Below are 17,318 nucleotides of genomic sequence, written 5' to 3' on the forward strand. Positions count from 1 at the left end.
TCCCACATTTGAAATGCATTCCAAATGTGGGAGCGGGCTTGCTCGCGAAGAGGCCCTAACAGCCACTACAGATTCCAAACCATGACCACCCCCTGCTACCACTGCGCCCTGCCCGTCCCCGCCGGCAGCCGTTTCACAGCGGTCATCCTCGGCGAACGCCGCGAACTCTGCTGCCCCGGCTGCCAGGCCGTGGCCGAAGCCATCGTGGCCGGCGGCCTGGAAAGCTATTACCAGCACCGCAGCGAAGCCTCGGCCAACCCCGACGCGTTGCCGGTGCAGCTGGTGGACGAACTGGCGCTGTACGACCGCGCCGACGTGCAAAAACCCTTCGTACGCCACGACGGCGAACTCGCCGAAACTACCCTGCTGATGGAAGGCATCAGCTGCGCCGCCTGCGGCTGGCTGATCGAAAAACACCTGCGTCGCCTGCCCGCCGTGGCCGAGGCGCGGCTGAACCTGTCCAACCATCGCCTGCAAGTGCGCTGGGCCGACGGGCAATTGCCGCTGAGCCAACTGCTCGGCGAGCTGCGCCAGATCGGCTATGCCGCCCACCCCTATCAAGCCGACCGCGCGGCCGAGCAATTGGCCAGCGAAAACCGCCTGGCCTTGCGCCAGCTGGGCGTAGCCGGGCTGCTGTGGTTCCAGGCGATGATGGCGACCATGGCCACCTGGCCGGAATTCAACATCGACCTGAGCCCCGAGTTGCACGTGATCCTGCGCTGGGTGGCGATGTTCCTGACCACGCCCATCGTGTTCTACAGCTGCGCGCCGTTTTTCAAAGGTGCGATGCGCGACCTGCGCACGCGCCACCTGACCATGGACGTGTCGGTGTCCCTGGCCATCGGCGGGGCGTATCTGGCGGGGATCTGGACCGCAATCACCGGCGTCGGCGAGTTGTATTTCGACGCAGTGGGCATGTTCGCCCTGTTCCTGCTCGCCGGGCGCTACCTGGAGCGCCGTGCCCGGGAACGGACGGCCGCTGCCACCGCGCAATTGGTCAACCTCTTGCCCGCGTCTTGCCTGCGCTTGCAACGCGACGGCCAGAGCGAACGCATCCTGCTCAGCGAACTGGCCCTCGGCGACCGCGTGCTGGTACATCCCGGCGCAGTGTTGCCGGCAGACGGCGTGATTCTCGACGGCCAATCCAGCATCGATGAATCCCTGCTCACCGGCGAGTACCTGCCGCAACCGCGCCAGGTCGGCGATAGCGTCACCGCTGGCACCCTCAACGTCGAAGGCGCGCTGACCGTCGAAGTGCGCGCCCTCGGCCACGACACGCGCCTGTCCGCCATCGTGCGCCTGCTGGAACGGGCCCAGGCGGAAAAACCACGCCTGGCGCAAATCGCCGACCGCGCCGCGCAGTGGTTCCTGTTGTGCTCGCTGATTGCCGCCGCCGTGATCGGCCTGGTGTGGTGGGAGCTGGATTCATCCCGCGCGTTCTGGATCGTCCTGGCCATGCTCGTTGCGACCTGCCCCTGCGCTCTGTCGCTGGCCACGCCCACCGCCCTCACTGCCGCCACCGGCACCCTGCACAAACTCGGGCTGTTGCTGACCCGTGGCCATGTGCTGGAAGGCCTGAACCAGATCGACACGGTGATTTTCGACAAGACCGGCACCCTCACCGAAGGCCGCTTGGCCCTCCGCGCGATCCGGCCCCTGGGCACGCTGGACAGCGATGCCTGCCTGGGCCTCGCCGCCGCCCTCGAAAACCGCTCCGAACACCCGATTGCCCGCGCCTTTGGCCGCGCCCCGCTGGCCGCCGACGAGGTGCTCAGCACCCCGGGCCTGGGCCTGGAGGGCCGTGTCGGCGAGCACCAACTACGCATCGGCCAGCCCGGGTTTGTCTGCGCCCTCAGCGGTTGCCCGATCCCCGCCTCACCGGGCGAAGCCGGGCAATGGCTGCTGCTGGGCGATACCCACGGCGCCCTCGCCTGGTTTGTCCTCGATGACCGTTTGCGCAGCGACGCCCCGGCCCTGCTGGCAGCGTGCAAGGCGCGCGGTTGGCGCACCTTGTTGCTGTCGGGAGACAGCTCGCCGATGGTCGCCAGCGTGGCGGCCGAACTGGGCATCGACGAAGCCCGTGGCGGCCTGCGCCCGGACGACAAGCTGCAGGTGTTGCAACAGTTGCACCAGCAAGGCCGCAAGGTGCTGATGCTCGGCGACGGGGTCAACGATGTGCCGGTCCTCGCCGCCGCCGATATCAGCGTAGCCATGGGTTCGGCCACCGACCTGGCCAAGACCAGCGCCGACGCGGTGCTGCTGTCCAACCGCCTCGACGCCCTGGCCCAGGCCTTTACCCTGGCGCGACGCACCCGGCGCGTGATCATTGAAAACTTGCTGTGGGCCGGGCTATACAATGGCCTTATGCTGCCGTTTGCCGCCCTGGGTTGGATCACGCCGATCTGGGCGGCGATCGGCATGTCCCTCAGTTCGTTGACCGTGGTGCTCAACGCCCTGCGCCTGACTCGCCAGCCGAGCGCGCCGGCCACCAGCGCCCCTACAGTCACCCGCCCGCTGCCGGCATAAGCCGGGCGGGCATGGAGTACCGATGCCAGCTCTCTACGTGATGATTCCAGCGGCGCTGCTGTTAGTGGGCGTGGCCATCTACATCTTCTTCTGGGCGGTGGACAGCGGCCAGTACGACGACCTTGATGGTCCGGCACACAGCGTGCTGTTTGACGACCAGGACCCCAACCACCTGGCCGCTGTCGACGAGGCCAACGGCCCCGAACAGCCGCCCAAAGACCCGCCCCATGCTTGAATTGGCGCCGCTGCTGGTCTCCGCGCTGATCCTTGGCCTGCTCGGCGGCGGCCACTGCCTGGGCATGTGTGGCGGGCTGATGGGCGCGCTGACCCTGGCAATCCCCAAGGAGCAACGCAGCCGGCGCTTTCGCCTGCTGCTGGCGTACAACCTGGGGCGCATCCTCAGCTATGCCACGGCCGGCATCTTGATCGGCCTGGCGGGCTGGGCCGTGGCGAACAGCCCGGCGGCGATGTTCATGCGCGTGCTGGCCGGGTTGCTGCTGATCAGCATGGGCTTGTACCTGGCCGGCTGGTGGAGCGGCCTGACCCGCATCGAAAGCCTCGGGCGCGGCCTGTGGCGGCATATCCAGCCGATTGCCAACTGTTTGCTGCCGGTGTCCAGCCTGCCGCGCGCCTTGCTGCTGGGCGCGCTCTGGGGCTGGTTGCCGTGCGGATTGGTCTACAGCACCCTGCTGTGGGCGGCGAGCCAGGGCAATGCGCTGGACAGCGGGTTGTTGATGCTGGCGTTTGGATTGGGCACGTGGCCGGTGCTGCTGGCGACCGGGCTGGCGGCCGAGCGGGTCACGGCGCTGTTACGCAAACGCAGCGTAAGAATGACCGGTGGCCTGCTGGTGATTCTGTTTGGAATTTGGACATTGCCCGGTCCGCATCAGCACTGGCTAATGGGCCACTAAATCGCCATGTGGCATAGCGCCGCTCCCCGTTGATGCAAATCAAGATGCCATCTGCGCCACGCCCCTAGACTCGGCCCATTAGCCTATCCGGGGGAACGCCCGCATGCTCGACGCCATTCGTTGGGACACCGATCTGATTCACCGCTACGACTTGGCGGGGCCGCGCTACACGTCCTACCCCACCGCCGTACAATTCGACAGCCAGGTCGGCACATTCGACCTGCTCCACGCCCTGCGCGACAGCCGCAAGGCCGCGCGGCCGTTGTCGTTGTATGTGCATGTGCCGTTCTGCGCGAACATCTGCTACTACTGCGCCTGCAACAAGGTCATCACCAAGGACCGTGGCCGTGCCCATGCCTACCTGCAACGGCTGGAGCAGGAGATCCAACTGGTGGCCTGCCACCTCGACCCGAAACAGCCGGTTGAGCAACTGCACTTCGGCGGCGGCACCCCGACCTTTCTCAGCCACGACGAACTGCGTCAAGTCATGGGCTGCCTGCGCAAGCACTTCAATCTGCTCGACGATGACTCCGGCGACTACGGCATCGAGATCGACCCGCGCGAAGCCGACTGGGCCACCATGGGCCTGTTGCGCGAGTTGGGTTTCAACCGCGTGAGCATTGGCCTGCAAGACCTCGACCCCGAGGTGCAACGGGCGGTCAATCGCCTGCAAAGCCTGGAAGAAACCCGCGCCGTGATCGACGCGGCGCGCACCCTGCAATTTCGCTCGATCAATATCGATCTGATCTACGGCCTGCCCAAGCAAACCCCGCTCAACTTTGCACGCACCGTGGAAGAAGTGATCAAGCTGCAACCCGACCGCCTGTCGGTGTTCAACTACGCCCACCTGCCGGAGCGCTTCATGCCGCAGCGGCGGATCAACACCGACGACCTGCCCTCCCCGGCGGAAAAACTGCTGATGCTGCAAACCACCATCGAGCAGTTGACCCAGGCCGGCTACCGCTACATCGGCATGGACCACTTCGCCCTGCCGGACGACGAGCTGGCCATCGCCCAGGAAGAAGGCACCTTGCAACGTAACTTCCAGGGCTACACCACCCATGGCCATTGCGACCTGATCGGCCTCGGCGTGTCGGCCATCAGCCAGATCGGCGACCTGTACTGCCAGAACACCAGCGACCTCAACGCTTACCAGAACACCTTGGCCAGCGCACAACTGGCCACCAGCCGTGGCTTGGTATGCACCACGGACGATCGGCTGCGCCGGGAAGTGATCCAGCAGTTGATCTGCAATTTCAGCCTGGCATTCGACAAGGTCGAACAGGCCTTCAACATCGATTTTCGCGGGTATTTCGACGATATCTGGCCCCAGCTTGAGGCCATGGCCGCCGACGGCCTGATCGCACTGGATGCCCAGGGCATTCGCGTATTGCCGGCCGGGCGCCTGCTGGTGCGTTCGGTGTGCATGGTGTTCGATGCCTACCTGGAGCACCAGAATAGGCAGCGGTTTTCACGGGTGATTTGAGCGCGGTTATTTCATCGCCAGGCCGGCGGCCTTGATCGCGTCGCCAGCACTCATATCTTTCATCGCCTTGGTCAAGGACGCCTGGGCACTGGTCAGGCTGGCCTGCAGCGCACCCAACGCCGATTGCAGGGCAGTGGCCTTGGCCCTGGCCTGATCGGGACTGAGGCTCTTGTCAGCCATGACCGCCGCCATTTCCGCCTGTTTCTCGGCGATCTGCTTCTTGATCTCGCGGATCATCTTCAACAGCTGTTTGACGTTGTCCGCCAGGCCGCTGTCGTCGATGTCGCTGTTGGAAGTTTTCTCGGCCGCCGCCGCTTTCATCGCCGCACCGGAAATAACCACCGAGACCGCAGGTTTGGTTTCATCGGCGGCCTTGGGATCGGCGGCGTCGGTTTTAGCAACGGGCTTTTTTGTATCTGGCGTCGTCGTAATCTGCGTGCGCATTGCCAGGTCGAGCGTAAGGGAAGCCATCTTGTGAACATCCAGGTTCCAGGGTTGATAGCAAGCCATCGGCACCCGACGAAAAATCTTTATACCCCTGTCGGTTTTTTGTACAGGCTGGCCTCACCCTCCCTCAGTGCGTTACCCTTACGTCTTATGTGTGTTTTCCCACAAGGATTTAAGAAATGTCCGAGCCAGTTAAACTGCGCGCTCACAGCCAGGCTCATTGCAAGGATTGCAGCCTGGCCCCCCTCTGCTTGCCACTTTCGTTGAATTTGGAAGACATGGATGCGCTGGACGACATCGTTAAACGCGGCCGCCCACTGAAAAAAGGCGAGTTCCTGTTTCGCCAGGGCGACAAGTTCGATTCCGTCTATGCAGTACGTTCCGGCGCGTTGAAGACGTTCAGCCTGAGCGACAGCGGCGAAGAGCAGATCACCGGTTTCCACTTGCCCAGCGAATTGGTCGGGCTATCCGGCATGGACACCGAGATTCATCCGGTGTCGGCCCAGGCGCTGGAGACCACGTCGGTGTGCGAAATTCCTTTCGAACGCCTGGACGAACTGGCCCTGCAATTGCCGCAGTTGCGCCGCCAGTTGATGCGCGTGATGAGCCGCGAGATTCGTGACGACCAACAAATGATGCTGCTGCTGTCGAAGAAAACCGCCGACGAGCGCATCGCTACCTTCCTGGTCAACCTGTCCGCACGCTTCCGCGCCCGTGGCTTCTCGGCCAACCAGTTCCGCCTGAGCATGTCGCGCAATGAAATCGGCAACTACCTGGGCCTCGCGGTGGAAACCGTGTCCCGCGTGTTTACCCGCTTCCAGCAGAACGAGCTGATCGCCGCCGAGGGCAAGGAAGTACATATCCTCGACCCGATCCAACTGTGCGCGCTGGCCGGTGGCTCCCTCGAGGGCTGATCCAGACACTTGCGGCCGCGCCAACCAGCGAGGCCGCAGGTATACTTCGAGTCCGTTTCCAACCCCAGGACTCTTCGACGATGACCTTCGATTCGTTCGACATAAAATCCCTGATCCGCCCTGTCATCGACTTCCCCAAGCCTGGGGTGATCTTTCGTGACATCACGCCACTGTTCCAATCGCCCCGCGCCCTGCGCCTGGTGGCTGATACCTTTGCCCATCGCTATGTCGAAGCTGACTTCACCCATATCGGCGCGATGGATGCGCGGGGCTTCCTGATCGGCTCGATCATCGCCTACCAGTTGAACAAGCCGCTGATCCTGTTCCGCAAGCAGGGCAAACTGCCGGCCGATGTGCTGGCCGAGGGTTACCAGACCGAATACGGCGAAGCCTTCCTGGAAGTGCATGCCGACAGCCTGTGTGAAGGCGACTCGGTGCTGATGTTCGATGACCTGATTGCCACTGGCGGGACCTTGATTGCTGCGGCGAATCTGGTGCGGCGCATGGGCGCGAAAATTTTTGAAGCGGCGGCGATTATTGATTTGCCGGAGCTGGGTGGCTCGCAGCGCTTGGAAGATATGGGGATTCCGACGTTTTGTTTGACGCAGTTTGCCCTGACTGAGCAGTAACTTTTTCGGTTGTCTGTGCTGGCCTCTTCGCGAGCAAGCCCGCTCCCACATTCGACCTCATTCCAAAGGATGTACTCGGTCAACTGTGGGAGCGGGCTTGCTCGCGAAGAGGCCCTAAAAACACTACAAAACTACAGCCCCATCTGCTTGCTGATGATCTCGTTCATCACCTCTCGCGTCCCCCCACCAATCGACAGAATGCGATTGTCGCGATACAGCCGCTCCACCAGGCTGCCGCGCATATACCCCTGCCCGCCGAGGATCTGCACCGCGTCATAAGTGACCCGATCCGCCGTGTCGGTCGCCAGGTTCTTGGCCATGGAAATTTCCTTGATCACACTCTTGCCCGCCGCCATCTTCGCCGCCTGGCGATAGGTGAATTCCCGCGAGACTTCCACCGCCGTGGCCATTTCCGCCAACCGGTGCTTGAGCACCTGGAATTTGCCGATAGGCTTGCCGAACGCTTCACGCTGAGCGGCCCACGTGAGGCTTTCTTCCAGGGCCATTTGCGCCGTCATGTTGGCCATCAACGCCAGGGCCAGGCGTTCGCTCTGGAAGTTGCCCATGATGCAGGCAAAGCCCATGTTCTCGGCGCCGATCAAGTTGCCTACGGGCACTCGGCAATCGTCGAAGAACAATTCGGCTGTGTCCGACGCCCACCAGCCCATTTTCTTCAGGGGCTGACCGACGGTGAAACCGGGAGTATTTTTTTCGATGAGTAGCAGGCTGATGCCGGCAAAGCCCGGCCCGCCGGTGCGCACGGCAACCGTATAGAAGTCGGCGCGGATGCCGCTGGTGATAAAGGTCTTGCTACCGCTGACCCGGTAATGGTCGCCATCACGGACGGCGCGGGTTTGCAGGTTGGCCACATCGGAACCACCGCCCGGCTCGGTGACGGCCAGGGCGATGATCTTTTCGCCCGCCAGCACCAAAGGCGCCACGCGTTCGCGCACCTCGGGCCGCGCCCATTTGACGACGGGCGGCAGGCCTATATCCAGCGAACCGAGCCCCGCCACCACACCGCCAGAGCCACAGCGCATCAACTCCTCGCTGGCCGCGACCTTGGCGAACAAATCGCCTTCATGGCTGCCGCCGAGGGCTTCGGGGTAGCCGATACCCAGGATCCCCGCCGCGCCGGCCTTGAGGTATAGCTCGCGGGGAAAGCTCTCGGCCTCCTCCCATTGCTCGATCCCCGGCAGCATCTCGCGCTCGACAAAACGGCGCACGCTGTCGCGGACCAATTGGTGGCTAGGGTCGAAGTAGTCCTGATAGGCAGACATCGGCAAGCTCCACGGTGAGGTGGAGGAAAATTACCAAGCGCTTGCTTGGTTATCAAGCCAGACACAAATATCACCCACAACACAAAACCACTGTGGGAGCGGGCTTGCTCGCGAATGCGGTGGGTCAGTCAATAAATCTGGTGACTGACACACTGTATTCGCGAGCAAGCCCGCTCCCACACAAGCCCTCACCCACCGTTAGTTTTGCAGTATTGGTTAGAGCGCGATTGGCTTGCGACCGGCAAAGGAGTGCGCCAACGTGCCGCCGTCCACCAGCTCCAACTCGCCCCCCAACGGCACGCCATGGGCGATACGCGAAGTGATCAGGCCTTTGTTGGTCAGCAGTTGCGCGATGTAATGCGCCGTCGCTTCGCCTTCCACCGTCGGGTTGGTGGCCAGGATCACCTCGGTAAAGGTGCCCTGCTCTTCAATTCGCGCCACCAGTTGCGGAATGCCAATCGCCTCCGGCCCCAGGCCGTCGAGCGGCGAGAGGTGGCCCTTGAGCACAAAGTAGCGCCCGCGATAACCGGTCTGCTCCACCGCGTACACATCCATCGGCCCTTCCACCACGCACAGCAACGTGTCGTCGCGGCGCGGGTCGGCGCATTGCGGGCAGAGGTCTTCTTCGGTAAGGGTGCGGCACTGGCGGCAGTGGCCCACGCCAGTCATGGCCTGGCTCAGGGCCTGGGCCAACCGGGTGCCGCCACTGCGGTCACGCTCCAGCAGTTGCAGCGCCATGCGCTGGGCGGTTTTCTGGCCGACGCCGGGCAAGGTGCGCAGGGCGTCGATCAGTTGGCGAATCAGGGGGCTGAAGCTCATGGGCGAAGGGTCCGACAAAACAACGAGACGCGGTTTATACCCGCGCCCCGGATTAGCGTCAAATGCTCAATCCTGCGCGACGCGCACCACCAACTTGCCGAAGTTGCGCCCTTCGAGCAAACCGATAAAGGCTTCGGGCGCCTGCTCCAGGCCGTCCACCACGTCTTCGCGGAATTTCACCTTGCCCTCGCGCACCCACGGCACCATGGCGCTGATGAACTCGGGTTGGCGGTCGCCGTAGTCGTCGAACACGATAAAACCCTGGATGCGCACGCGCTTGGTCAGCAACGTGCGTTGCAATGCGGGCAGCCGGTCAGGACCGCTCGGCGGCTGATGGGCGTTGTAGCCGGCGATCAACCCGCACAACGGGATGCGCGCCTTGGGATTGAGCAACGGCACCACCGCGTCGAACACCTTGCCGCCGACGTTTTCGAAATAGATGTCCACGCCCTTGAAGCAGGCCTGGGCCAGTTCATCGGCGAAGTCCGCGCTCTTGTGATCGATACAGGCATCAAAGCCCAACTCGTCCACCACATAGCGGCACTTGTCCGCACCGCCGGCGATACCCACCACACGCAAGCCCTTGAGCTTGGCCACTTGCCCCACCACCGAGCCCACCGCACCGGACGCCGCCGCCACCACCAGGGTTTCGCCGGCCTTGGGCTGGCCGATGTCCATCAGGCCCATGTAGGCGGTCATGCCCGGCATGCCGAGCACGCCCAAGGCCATGGAGGGGCTGGCGAGGCCCTTGGGCACCGGGATCAGGTTGCGTCCGTCGGAGATGCTGTGGCTTTGCCAGCCGGTGGCGCCCACAACTAGATCACCTTCCGCGAATTTCGGATTACGCGACTGCTCGATACGGCTGACAGCACCACCGGTCATCACCTCGTCGATTTCCACCGGAGCAGCGTAGGACGGCGCGTCACTCATGCGTCCGCGCATGTAGGGGTCGAGGGACAGGTACAAGGTCTTTAGCAGGACTTGGCCGTCTGCCAACTCCGGAAGATTCACACGCTCCAGGCGGAAGTTTTCCGGGGTGGGTGCGCCCTGTGGGCGTGAGACCAGGACAATGCGCTGGTTCAAAGTCGGTTGTTGAGGCATCTGGGGCTCCTTTCGCGAATCCATCGGTATAGGGTGCAGACCATGGTAGAGCGGTTGGGGTTCGATGTTTTATCAACAGCACCGAGGTGAATGCATCGCAGGCAAGCCAGCTCCCACAGGGGGCGCGCGTAAAAAAAATGCCAGGCACGTGGCCTGGCATTTGAGTCTAGCTAAAGCTCGCCGATTAGAACGGCAGCTTCATGCCTGGCGGCAGTTGCATGCCAGCGGTCACGCCGCCCATTTTTTCCTGGCTGTTGGCTTCGATCTTGCGCACGGCGTCGTTGACGGCCGCGGCGAACAACGCTTCGAGCATTTCCAGGTCGTCTTCGCCAACACCTGGCAATACGCTTGGGTCGATGCTGACGCGCTTGATGTCGTGACGACCGGTCATCACCACGCTGACCATATCGCCACCGGCTTTACCGGTGACTTCGGCGTTGGCCAGTTCTTCCTGCATCTTGGCCATTTTTTCCTGCATCTGCTGCGCCTGCTTCATCAGGCCGGCCATGCCACCTTTCATCATGGGAATTACCTCAAAGTACGTGGATCAAGTGAGTAGCCCGGTATCAGGACGCCTGGGGCACCGGGGCTTCGACAGGTTCAATAGTATCGTGACGGACGACCGCACCGAACTGTTGCATCATTTGCTGGATGAGCGGATCAGCGTGGATCGAGTCCTCGGCTTCGCGCTGGCGGTTGATGCGCCGGCGGGTCGCGGCCTGGGCCGGGGTTTCCTGCTCAGGCTTGATCAACTCGATGGCGATGGTCAGCGTGCGCTCATGGTACTGGTTCAGTGCGTCATTCAGGCGACGTTGCTGGGTGGCGTTGAACAGGGCGCTGTGGGCCGGGTCCAGGTGCAGCAGCCAATGGTCGCCGTCAATGGCGATCAGTGTGCAGTTGGCAGCGATGCTACCGGTCATGCCGGAAATCGGCAGTTTCGGGAACAGCTCCAGCCATTGCAGGGCCAGGCCGGTGGCCGGCGCCGCAGCGGGTTCCGCCTCGGGTTCGGGGGCCGGCTCGGCAGTGTGCTCGCTGGCCAGGTCGTCCAGGTAGCTGTAGGCCGAATCCATGTCCGGCTCGATGTAGTCTTCGTCCAGCGGCGGTTCGTCGTCGTCGATACCCGGCACGGCCGCTTCAACCTGGGCGACGGTCGGCTCGGGCACGGGTGCAGACACCCACTCAGGGGCGTCGGGCACCGCGCTGTCCGGGGTCGGCGTGGGCATTGGCGTCAGCTCGGGTTGCTCGCCGGTGGTTTCCAGCACAGGCTCCACGGCGGGCTGTTGCTCAGCTTCGGGCTCGGCCTCGGCTGCCACCGGGTCGTTCCACGGCAGGTCAACGACCGGCTCGGGCTCGACCACAGGTTCCGGCGCGACCACGGGCGCAACCACCACCGGCTCGGGAGCCGGCGCCGGTGCAGCAACCACTGGCGCGACAACCGCCGCGCCAGCCACTGGTTTGGCGGAATCAACTGTGGCCTGGCTGATCCCCACTGGCTTTAGCGGCTGTCTCGGCGCATCTGCCGAGTCAGCGGGCCGGAACGCCAGCATCCGCAGCAGGACCATTTCGAAACCACCGCGCGGATCCGGCGCCAGGGGCAGGTCGCGACGACCGATCAGGCCCATCTGGTAGTAGAACTGCACATCTTCGGCCGGCAGCGCCTGGGCCAGGGCCAGCACGCGATCACGGTCACCGTGGCCGTTATCGACGCCTTCAGGCAAGGCCTGGGCGATGGCGACGCGGTGCAGCACGTTGAGGATTTCCGAGAGCACGCCGTTCCAGTCCGGGCCCTGCTCCGACAGGTGGCGCACGGCTTCGAGCAACGCCTTGGCGTCGCCTTCGATCAGCGCGTGCAGCACGTCGAACACCTGGCCATGGTCGAGGGTGCCGAGCATGGCGCGCACATCGGCGGCCATGACCTTGCCTTCACCAAAGGCAATGGCCTGGTCGGTAAGGCTCATGGCGTCACGCATCGAACCATCGGCGGCGCGGCCGAGCAGCCACAGCGCGTCGTCTTCGAATGGCACGTTCTCGACACCCAGCACGTGGGTCAAGTGCTCGACCACCCGCTCGGGGGTCATGTTCTTCAGGGAGAACTGCAGGCACCGCGACAGAATCGTTGCAGGAAGTTTCTGCGGGTCGGTGGTGGCCAGGATGAATTTGACGTAGGGCGGCGGCTCTTCCAGGGTTTTCAACAAGGCGTTGAAGGAGTGGCTGGACAGCATGTGCACTTCGTCGATCAGGTAGACCTTGAAGCGGCCGCGGCTGGGCGCGTACTGCACGTTGTCGAGCAGCTCGCGGGTATCTTCGACCTTGGTGCGGCTCGCGGCGTCGATCTCGATCAGGTCGACAAAGCGCCCTTCGTCGATTTCCCGGCACACCGAACAGGTGCCGCAGGGCGTCGAAGTGATACCGGTTTCACAATTCAGGCATTTGGCGATGATGCGCGCGATGGTGGTCTTGCCCACCCCGCGTGTGCCGGTGAACAGGTAGGCATGGTGCAGCCGCTGGCTGTCCAAGGCATTGATCAGAGCCTTGAGCACATGGGTCTGGCCGACCATTTCGCGGAACGAGCGCGGACGCCATTTACGTGCAAGAACCTGATAACTCATCGAAAACCGTCGCAACTGGGAAGCGGAAGCCGGTAATGCTAGCGGAGCAAGGGGGAAATTGCATCCGGCACGCTCGCCTAATCTGACTAAGCTCATCGCATTGGCCCCGAAAAGGCCTGAACCCGGAGAGCATATGCGCGTAGTCCTGGGCGCTTTATGGATGATTGCCACGGCTAGCCTGGCGGCGCCTGCACCGCTGCGTTTCTCGGTTTCCGACAGTTGGGCGATGCCCATGGTGCAACTGGAGGACGGCCGGCCTACCCAGGGTATTTTGTATGATCTGATGTCCAGCCTCGCCACCCAGGTCGGGCACCCGGCGCACTTCCACGTGCTGGCCCGGGCACGCATTGCCGCCGCCATGGAGCATGGCGAGATTGATGTGCGCTGTTATGTCGCCCAGGCGTGGGTCGATGACATGTCCGGCGACTACACCTGGAGCGTGCCGCTGTTTGTGCAGCGCAACCTGCTGGTCAGCACCCACGTGCCCGCACAGACCGTGCAACTGGACACGCTGGCACCGCAGTTGATCGGCACGGTGCTCAACTACCGCTACACCACCCTCGACCCCTTGTTCGCCAGCGGCCAGCTCATCCGTGACGACGCCCGCAGTGAAGAGCAGGTGCTGCACAAACTGGTGGCCGGTCGCTTCAAGTACGCGGTCACCAATGAATGGATACTCGACCGCTTCAACCAACGCCTGGCGCCTGGCCGGCGCTTGCACAAAGTCGCGATAATCGAGGAGCAAAGCCTGGGCTGCACCGTGCGCAATGACCCGAATGTGCCGGTGCAACGCATCCTGCGCACCTTGTTGCGGATGAAAATGTCCGGCGAGATCGACGACATCATCCAGCTGTACACCGGGGAGCGCGCAGCCGGCGCCCCTCCAGACTGATCGCCGCCACGCTGGCCAGCACGATCCCCCCACCCAGCACCACTTGCGCGGCAATCTGCTCGCCAAGCAGCGTTGCGGCCATCAGCATGGCCACCGGCGGAATCAGGTACATCGCCACCGACGCGCGGCTGACCTCGACATGCTTCAACACATAGGCCCACGCCAAGTATGCCAAGGCACTGGGAAAAATCCCCAGCACCAGCACTGCCAGGTTCTCCGCCAAAGGCGCCTGCGCCACGGCGGCGGGCAGGCCTGGCAGGTTGATGCACAGCATCAAGGTGCCCGCCCACACCATGTAGCACGCCATCGTCAGCGGGCTGTAGCGCTGGGCATAGTGCTTCTGGATGGCGAAATACACACTCCACGACAGCGCCGCCAGCAGGATCAACGAGCCACGCGGATCGATGTCACCTACCCCCTGATCGCACCACATCACCACCAGCACACCCAGCAAGCCGAGCAGCACACACCCCCAGCGCCAGCCGCTGACCCGCTCCTTCAAAGCGAAAAACGCGATCAACACGCTAAACAGCGGCGCCGACTGCGCCAACACGCTGGACGCCGCCGCCGTGACGAATTGCTGCCCATAGTTGAGGCTGGTGTGGTGCAGGAACACACCGAAAAAACCCAGCACCAGCAACCACGGCAGATCCCGCAGGCGCGGCCGGCCGATGCCCATCGCCAACGCCACGCCGCCCATGAACAGCGACGCAATCAGAAACCGCAGCAAGGCCAATTGCCCGGGGCTGTAGCTGTGCAGCCCCATGTGCACGCCAATTGGCGAATAGGCCCAACAGAGGATGACGCTGGCAACCACTAGCGTAAGCTTGACGGGTGACGGGGAATTCATCGAAGGCATCCAGAAACAGAGAAGGAATGCCGTCAGTCTTGGCCCCGGTAATCCGTAGGACAATTAACCGTTTCTGACTTCTGCAATCACTGGAACTGAGCAATGGAACTGGCCCAACTGAAGATGGTGCGAGCCGTGGCGCAAACCGGCAGCGTGGCCCAGGCCGCCGTGCAATTGCACTGCGTGCCGTCCAACATCACCACGCGCATCAAGCAACTGGAAAACGAGTTGGGCACACCGCTGTTTATCCGTGCCGGGCGCGGGCTGGCGATCAGTGCCGCCGGCGAGATCTTCCTGGAGTACTGCGAACGCATCCTCGCACTGGTGGACGAATCCAAACGCGCCGTGGACGCCAACGCCATACCCCGCGGCACCTTGCGTATCGGCGCGGTGGAGTCCAGCGCCAGCGGGCGTTTGCCGCCGCTGCTGGCGGAGTATCACCGGCGTTACCCGGACGTCAGCCTGGAGTTGGTGACCGGCGCCTGGAGCCAACTGCTCGACGACCTGCAACACCATCGCCTGGACGTGGCATTGGTGGCCAGCGGCGGCAAGCGCGCCAAGCTCGAACACAGCGTGGTCTACAGCGAGCGCCTGGTACTGATCGCCAGCGCGTCCAGCGCGCCGATCCACAGCGCCGAAGACCTGGCCGGGCGCACGTTGCTGGTGTGGCCACCGGGCTGCCCCTATCGCGCGGCGCTGGAGAACTGGGTCAAGCCCCAGGCTTTCAAGCCAAGCATTGCCAGTTATGCCAGTTGGGGCACGATCATCGGTTGCGTGAGCGCAGGGATTGGCGTGGCCTTGGCGCCGGAGGGCATTTTGGCGCGGTATGAGCAGGCCAATCAGCTGGCGTCGTATCGGTTTGAGGAGTTGCAGGCGGTGGATAACCTGCTGTTCTGGAACACGGACACCCAACGGCACGTGGCCAGGGATGCGTTTGCGGGATTACTTCGAGAAACCTTTGGCTGACACATCCCCCTGTGGGAGCGGGCTTGCTCGCGAATGCGGTGTATCAGTACCAGATTCATTGACTGACACTACGCATTCGCGAGCAAGCCCGCTCCCACATGGGTATGTGTGTTGTTGTTGAAATCAGCTTTTCGAAGGAGTCAGGCGCGCGTACTGATCCTGGCTGATCCAGCCAATAAACGAACGATTCTGCGCATTGATGAACTCAACCTGCGCCCAGCCATCCTTGAAGGCCAGCACGCCCACCACATCATCCTTGATGATATACGGACGTTTGGCCGCCTTGGCCCCCGGGGTTTTCAGCAGGTAAACCTTGTCGGAGGCCACCGTCACCAGGCCAATCCACTGTTTATTCGCGGTCTGGGTCAGGTCCAACCCCGTGGCAATCTCTGGCATCAACACATTCATGCAGCCGGGATGTTGGCGGCCCTGCTCCACGGTCAAGGTCACGCCGTCGGCGGACGGTGTCACGTTGCCAGGGTAGGCATCGACGAGCCAGGTGGTCAGTACGTTCCCGTTGCCTTGTAGGTAGAACGCGCATCTGCTGACGCCCTCCCCCAGTTCCTCCGCGTAAAAACCTTCCACCCGGTGCTCGGGCGTCACCGCCAGCATCAGCCCTTCATACATCCCCGAATGCAGCGCAGGCGCCCCCGCAAATGCCGGGGCCACGGCGCACAACGACAACACACCCATCGTCAGAAAACGGATCATCTTATTTTTTCCCTTCAAGTGCGTTGTAGGCTTTTTCGATAAGCACGTCATAGTTACCGTAATCCTTGCCGTTATAGTTACGCGCCATGGACACGTAATCCTTGTCTTTCATAGCCTTCATCAGTGTCGGGCTCTGACTGCAAAAACTCAGGAACGCCCTTAGTTGGCTGCCGGCATTTATCTTTAATGCCGCGACAAACTCAAACACCGTCTTGTAACCGCACGCCGCAAAGTTGAAACCCATGACCTGAAACATGCCCCAGGACGCCGACATCAACGCCGCTTCCTGATCCAACGCAAAGGCGGTGGCCATGGTCTCCCAGGCCTTGACCTGATCCTTGTTGTTGACCTGCCACTGCGGCCCGGCTTTTCGCACATAGGGATATGACAGCAGCGGATGCGCCTGGTCGTAAATGTGCTTGGTGTACTTGCGAAACAGGTGCCCTTCAAAGGCGATCACCGGCAACTTCGCCGGCCCGAACCCCGAGCGCCCGCCCGACTCAACCGTGGCGAAGGCCTTGATGATATTTACCGAGATGCCGTTGCCCAACTGCTTGGCGGCGTTCTGGAAGTCAGTTTCAGTCAGGGTCATGCCCCCGTCGCACGTGGCCTGGAGCACCAACTGGCGGTTGCGCCGCTCGGCCTCGACCATGGCGCGCATGCGGTCCAGGTACACATTGACCGTAGCCTGCACCGCATCGCCCTGATTATTGCCGAACACATTGAGAAAGCTCGGGATACGCATCGCCGGGAACGCCTTCACCGGCACTTTCACCGCTTCTTCGATCAGGCTGTTAAAGGTGCGCCCCGTCGGATCGATAACACCATCAGGGTGGGCATATTTGAGATGGCGGAACTGGTACTGGCTGATGCATTGCACCAATTGGCCGTCGCACTTGCCGTTCTCGGCCAGCGGAAAACCCAGCTTGGGAATGATCAGATTGAATAAATACTGGATGCACTGCACATCGGCGGGCAAGTTGCGGGCTTTACCGGGAGCGCCCACCGACGCACTGATAAGACGGGGCAACCCTTGCAGGCTTTTCATCACAGACATCCTTGTTAGTTAAAGAAGTGATAGCACTTCAATATCAATTCCGTGCACTTGTCACATTCTGAAACAAGCGGCCGGCGCAAACTAACAAGGTGGTTTTGGCTTGTAAAGTGGGGGAAATTT

Annotated in this window: 17 protein-coding genes; 8 read left to right on the forward strand and 9 right to left on the reverse strand. The window is 62.6% G+C overall.

From position 1 onward, the window contains the following. The first annotated feature begins 81 nt into the window (after positions 1–81). The 4 genes from DBR46_RS13655 (at position 82) to hemN (ending at position 4,923) form a co-directional block, all read left to right on the forward strand. The gene (locus DBR46_RS13655) at positions 82–2,526 is read left to right on the forward strand and encodes a heavy metal translocating P-type ATPase (protein ID WP_124526614.1); all 2,445 of its coding nucleotides are present in this window, start codon (positions 82–84) and stop codon (positions 2,524–2,526) included. A 22-nt stretch (positions 2,527–2,548) separates the two neighbouring features. Beyond that, positions 2,549–2,761: a cbb3-type cytochrome oxidase assembly protein CcoS gene (ccoS, locus tag DBR46_RS13660; RefSeq protein WP_017735332.1), complete on the forward strand. Its 213-nt coding sequence runs from the start codon at positions 2,549–2,551 to the stop codon at positions 2,759–2,761. Further along, positions 2,754–3,437 carry a sulfite exporter TauE/SafE family protein gene (locus DBR46_RS13665; RefSeq protein WP_124526615.1) on the forward strand — a complete coding sequence of 228 codons (684 nt, stop codon included), beginning with the start codon at positions 2,754–2,756 and terminating at the stop codon, positions 3,435–3,437. The genes ccoS and DBR46_RS13665 overlap by 8 nt, the downstream gene beginning before the upstream one ends. Positions 3,438–3,540: 103 nt before the next feature. After that, positions 3,541–4,923, forward strand: coding sequence for an oxygen-independent coproporphyrinogen III oxidase (hemN, locus tag DBR46_RS13670; protein ID WP_124526616.1), 1,383 nt, complete (start codon positions 3,541–3,543; stop codon positions 4,921–4,923). A 6-nt stretch (positions 4,924–4,929) separates the two neighbouring features. On the opposite strand, the gene DBR46_RS13675 is transcribed toward hemN, so the two are convergent. Then, positions 4,930–5,394, reverse strand: coding sequence for a hypothetical protein (locus tag DBR46_RS13675; RefSeq protein ID WP_124526617.1), 465 nt, complete (start codon positions 5,392–5,394; stop codon positions 4,930–4,932). A gap of 155 nt (positions 5,395–5,549) precedes the next feature. Between DBR46_RS13675 and fnr the strand changes: the two genes are divergently transcribed. Beyond that, entirely contained in the window at positions 5,550–6,284 is a 735-nt protein-coding gene (gene fnr / locus DBR46_RS13680; RefSeq protein ID WP_016979302.1) for a fumarate/nitrate reduction transcriptional regulator Fnr, read from the forward strand. Positions 6,285–6,364: 80 nt separating this feature from the next. Continuing rightward, complete coding sequence (locus tag DBR46_RS13685) at positions 6,365–6,913, forward strand: adenine phosphoribosyltransferase (protein ID WP_124526618.1); 549 nt, start codon at positions 6,365–6,367, stop codon at positions 6,911–6,913. A gap of 131 nt (positions 6,914–7,044) precedes the next feature. Here DBR46_RS13685 and DBR46_RS13690 read toward each other — a convergent pair whose 3' ends face one another. The 5 genes from DBR46_RS13690 to dnaX all read right to left on the reverse strand — a co-directional run bounded on the left by DBR46_RS13690 (position 7,045) and on the right by dnaX (position 12,722). Then, a complete protein-coding gene (locus DBR46_RS13690) occupies positions 7,045–8,193 on the reverse strand; it encodes an acyl-CoA dehydrogenase family protein (protein WP_124526619.1) in 1,149 nt (382 codons plus the stop codon). A gap of 216 nt (positions 8,194–8,409) precedes the next feature. Further along, positions 8,410–9,012 (reverse strand): recombination mediator RecR, encoded by a 603-nt coding sequence (recR, locus tag DBR46_RS13695; protein WP_083357364.1) that lies wholly within the window; start codon positions 9,010–9,012, stop codon positions 8,410–8,412. A 66-nt stretch (positions 9,013–9,078) separates the two neighbouring features. After that, positions 9,079–10,113, reverse strand: a complete 1,035-nt coding sequence (locus DBR46_RS13700; protein WP_124526620.1) for an NADP-dependent oxidoreductase — start codon at positions 10,111–10,113, stop codon at positions 9,079–9,081. Positions 10,114–10,297: 184 nt separating this feature from the next. Then, the gene (locus DBR46_RS13705; protein ID WP_003175481.1) at positions 10,298–10,636 is read right to left on the reverse strand and encodes a YbaB/EbfC family nucleoid-associated protein; all 339 of its coding nucleotides are present in this window, start codon (positions 10,634–10,636) and stop codon (positions 10,298–10,300) included. A 43-nt stretch (positions 10,637–10,679) separates the two neighbouring features. Further along, positions 10,680–12,722, reverse strand: coding sequence for a DNA polymerase III subunit gamma/tau (gene dnaX, locus DBR46_RS13710; RefSeq protein ID WP_124526621.1), 2,043 nt, complete (start codon positions 12,720–12,722; stop codon positions 10,680–10,682). Positions 12,723–12,855: 133 nt separating this feature from the next. Between dnaX and DBR46_RS13715 the strand changes: the two genes are divergently transcribed. Next, positions 12,856–13,614 (forward strand): ABC transporter substrate-binding protein, encoded by a 759-nt coding sequence (locus DBR46_RS13715; protein ID WP_124526622.1) that lies wholly within the window; start codon positions 12,856–12,858, stop codon positions 13,612–13,614. Here the strand turns inward: DBR46_RS13715 and DBR46_RS13720 are convergent. Then, on the reverse strand, positions 13,565–14,464 hold the full coding sequence (locus DBR46_RS13720; RefSeq protein WP_124526623.1) for a DMT family transporter: 900 nt from the start codon (positions 14,462–14,464) through the stop codon (positions 13,565–13,567). The two genes, DBR46_RS13715 and DBR46_RS13720, sit on opposite strands and share 50 nt — an antisense overlap. Before the next feature lie 102 nt (positions 14,465–14,566). Here DBR46_RS13720 and DBR46_RS13725 point away from each other — a divergent pair, with 102 nt between their 5' ends. Beyond that, a complete protein-coding gene (locus DBR46_RS13725) occupies positions 14,567–15,430 on the forward strand; it encodes a LysR family transcriptional regulator (protein ID WP_124526624.1) in 864 nt (287 codons plus the stop codon). 123 nt (positions 15,431–15,553) lie between these two features. Here DBR46_RS13725 and DBR46_RS13730 read toward each other — a convergent pair whose 3' ends face one another. Both DBR46_RS13730 and DBR46_RS13735 read right to left on the reverse strand, forming a co-directional pair. After that, a complete protein-coding gene (locus DBR46_RS13730; RefSeq protein WP_124526625.1) occupies positions 15,554–16,141 on the reverse strand; it encodes a hypothetical protein in 588 nt (195 codons plus the stop codon). A gap of 1 nt (position 16,142) precedes the next feature. Next, positions 16,143–17,189 carry an N-acetylmuramidase family protein gene (locus tag DBR46_RS13735; protein ID WP_124526626.1) on the reverse strand — a complete coding sequence of 349 codons (1,047 nt, stop codon included), beginning with the start codon at positions 17,187–17,189 and terminating at the stop codon, positions 16,143–16,145. Between the last annotated feature and the right edge of the window lie 129 nt (positions 17,190–17,318).

This window comes from Pseudomonas sp. KBW05, assembly GCF_003852405.1.
Taxonomy (GTDB): domain Bacteria; phylum Pseudomonadota; class Gammaproteobacteria; order Pseudomonadales; family Pseudomonadaceae; genus Aquipseudomonas.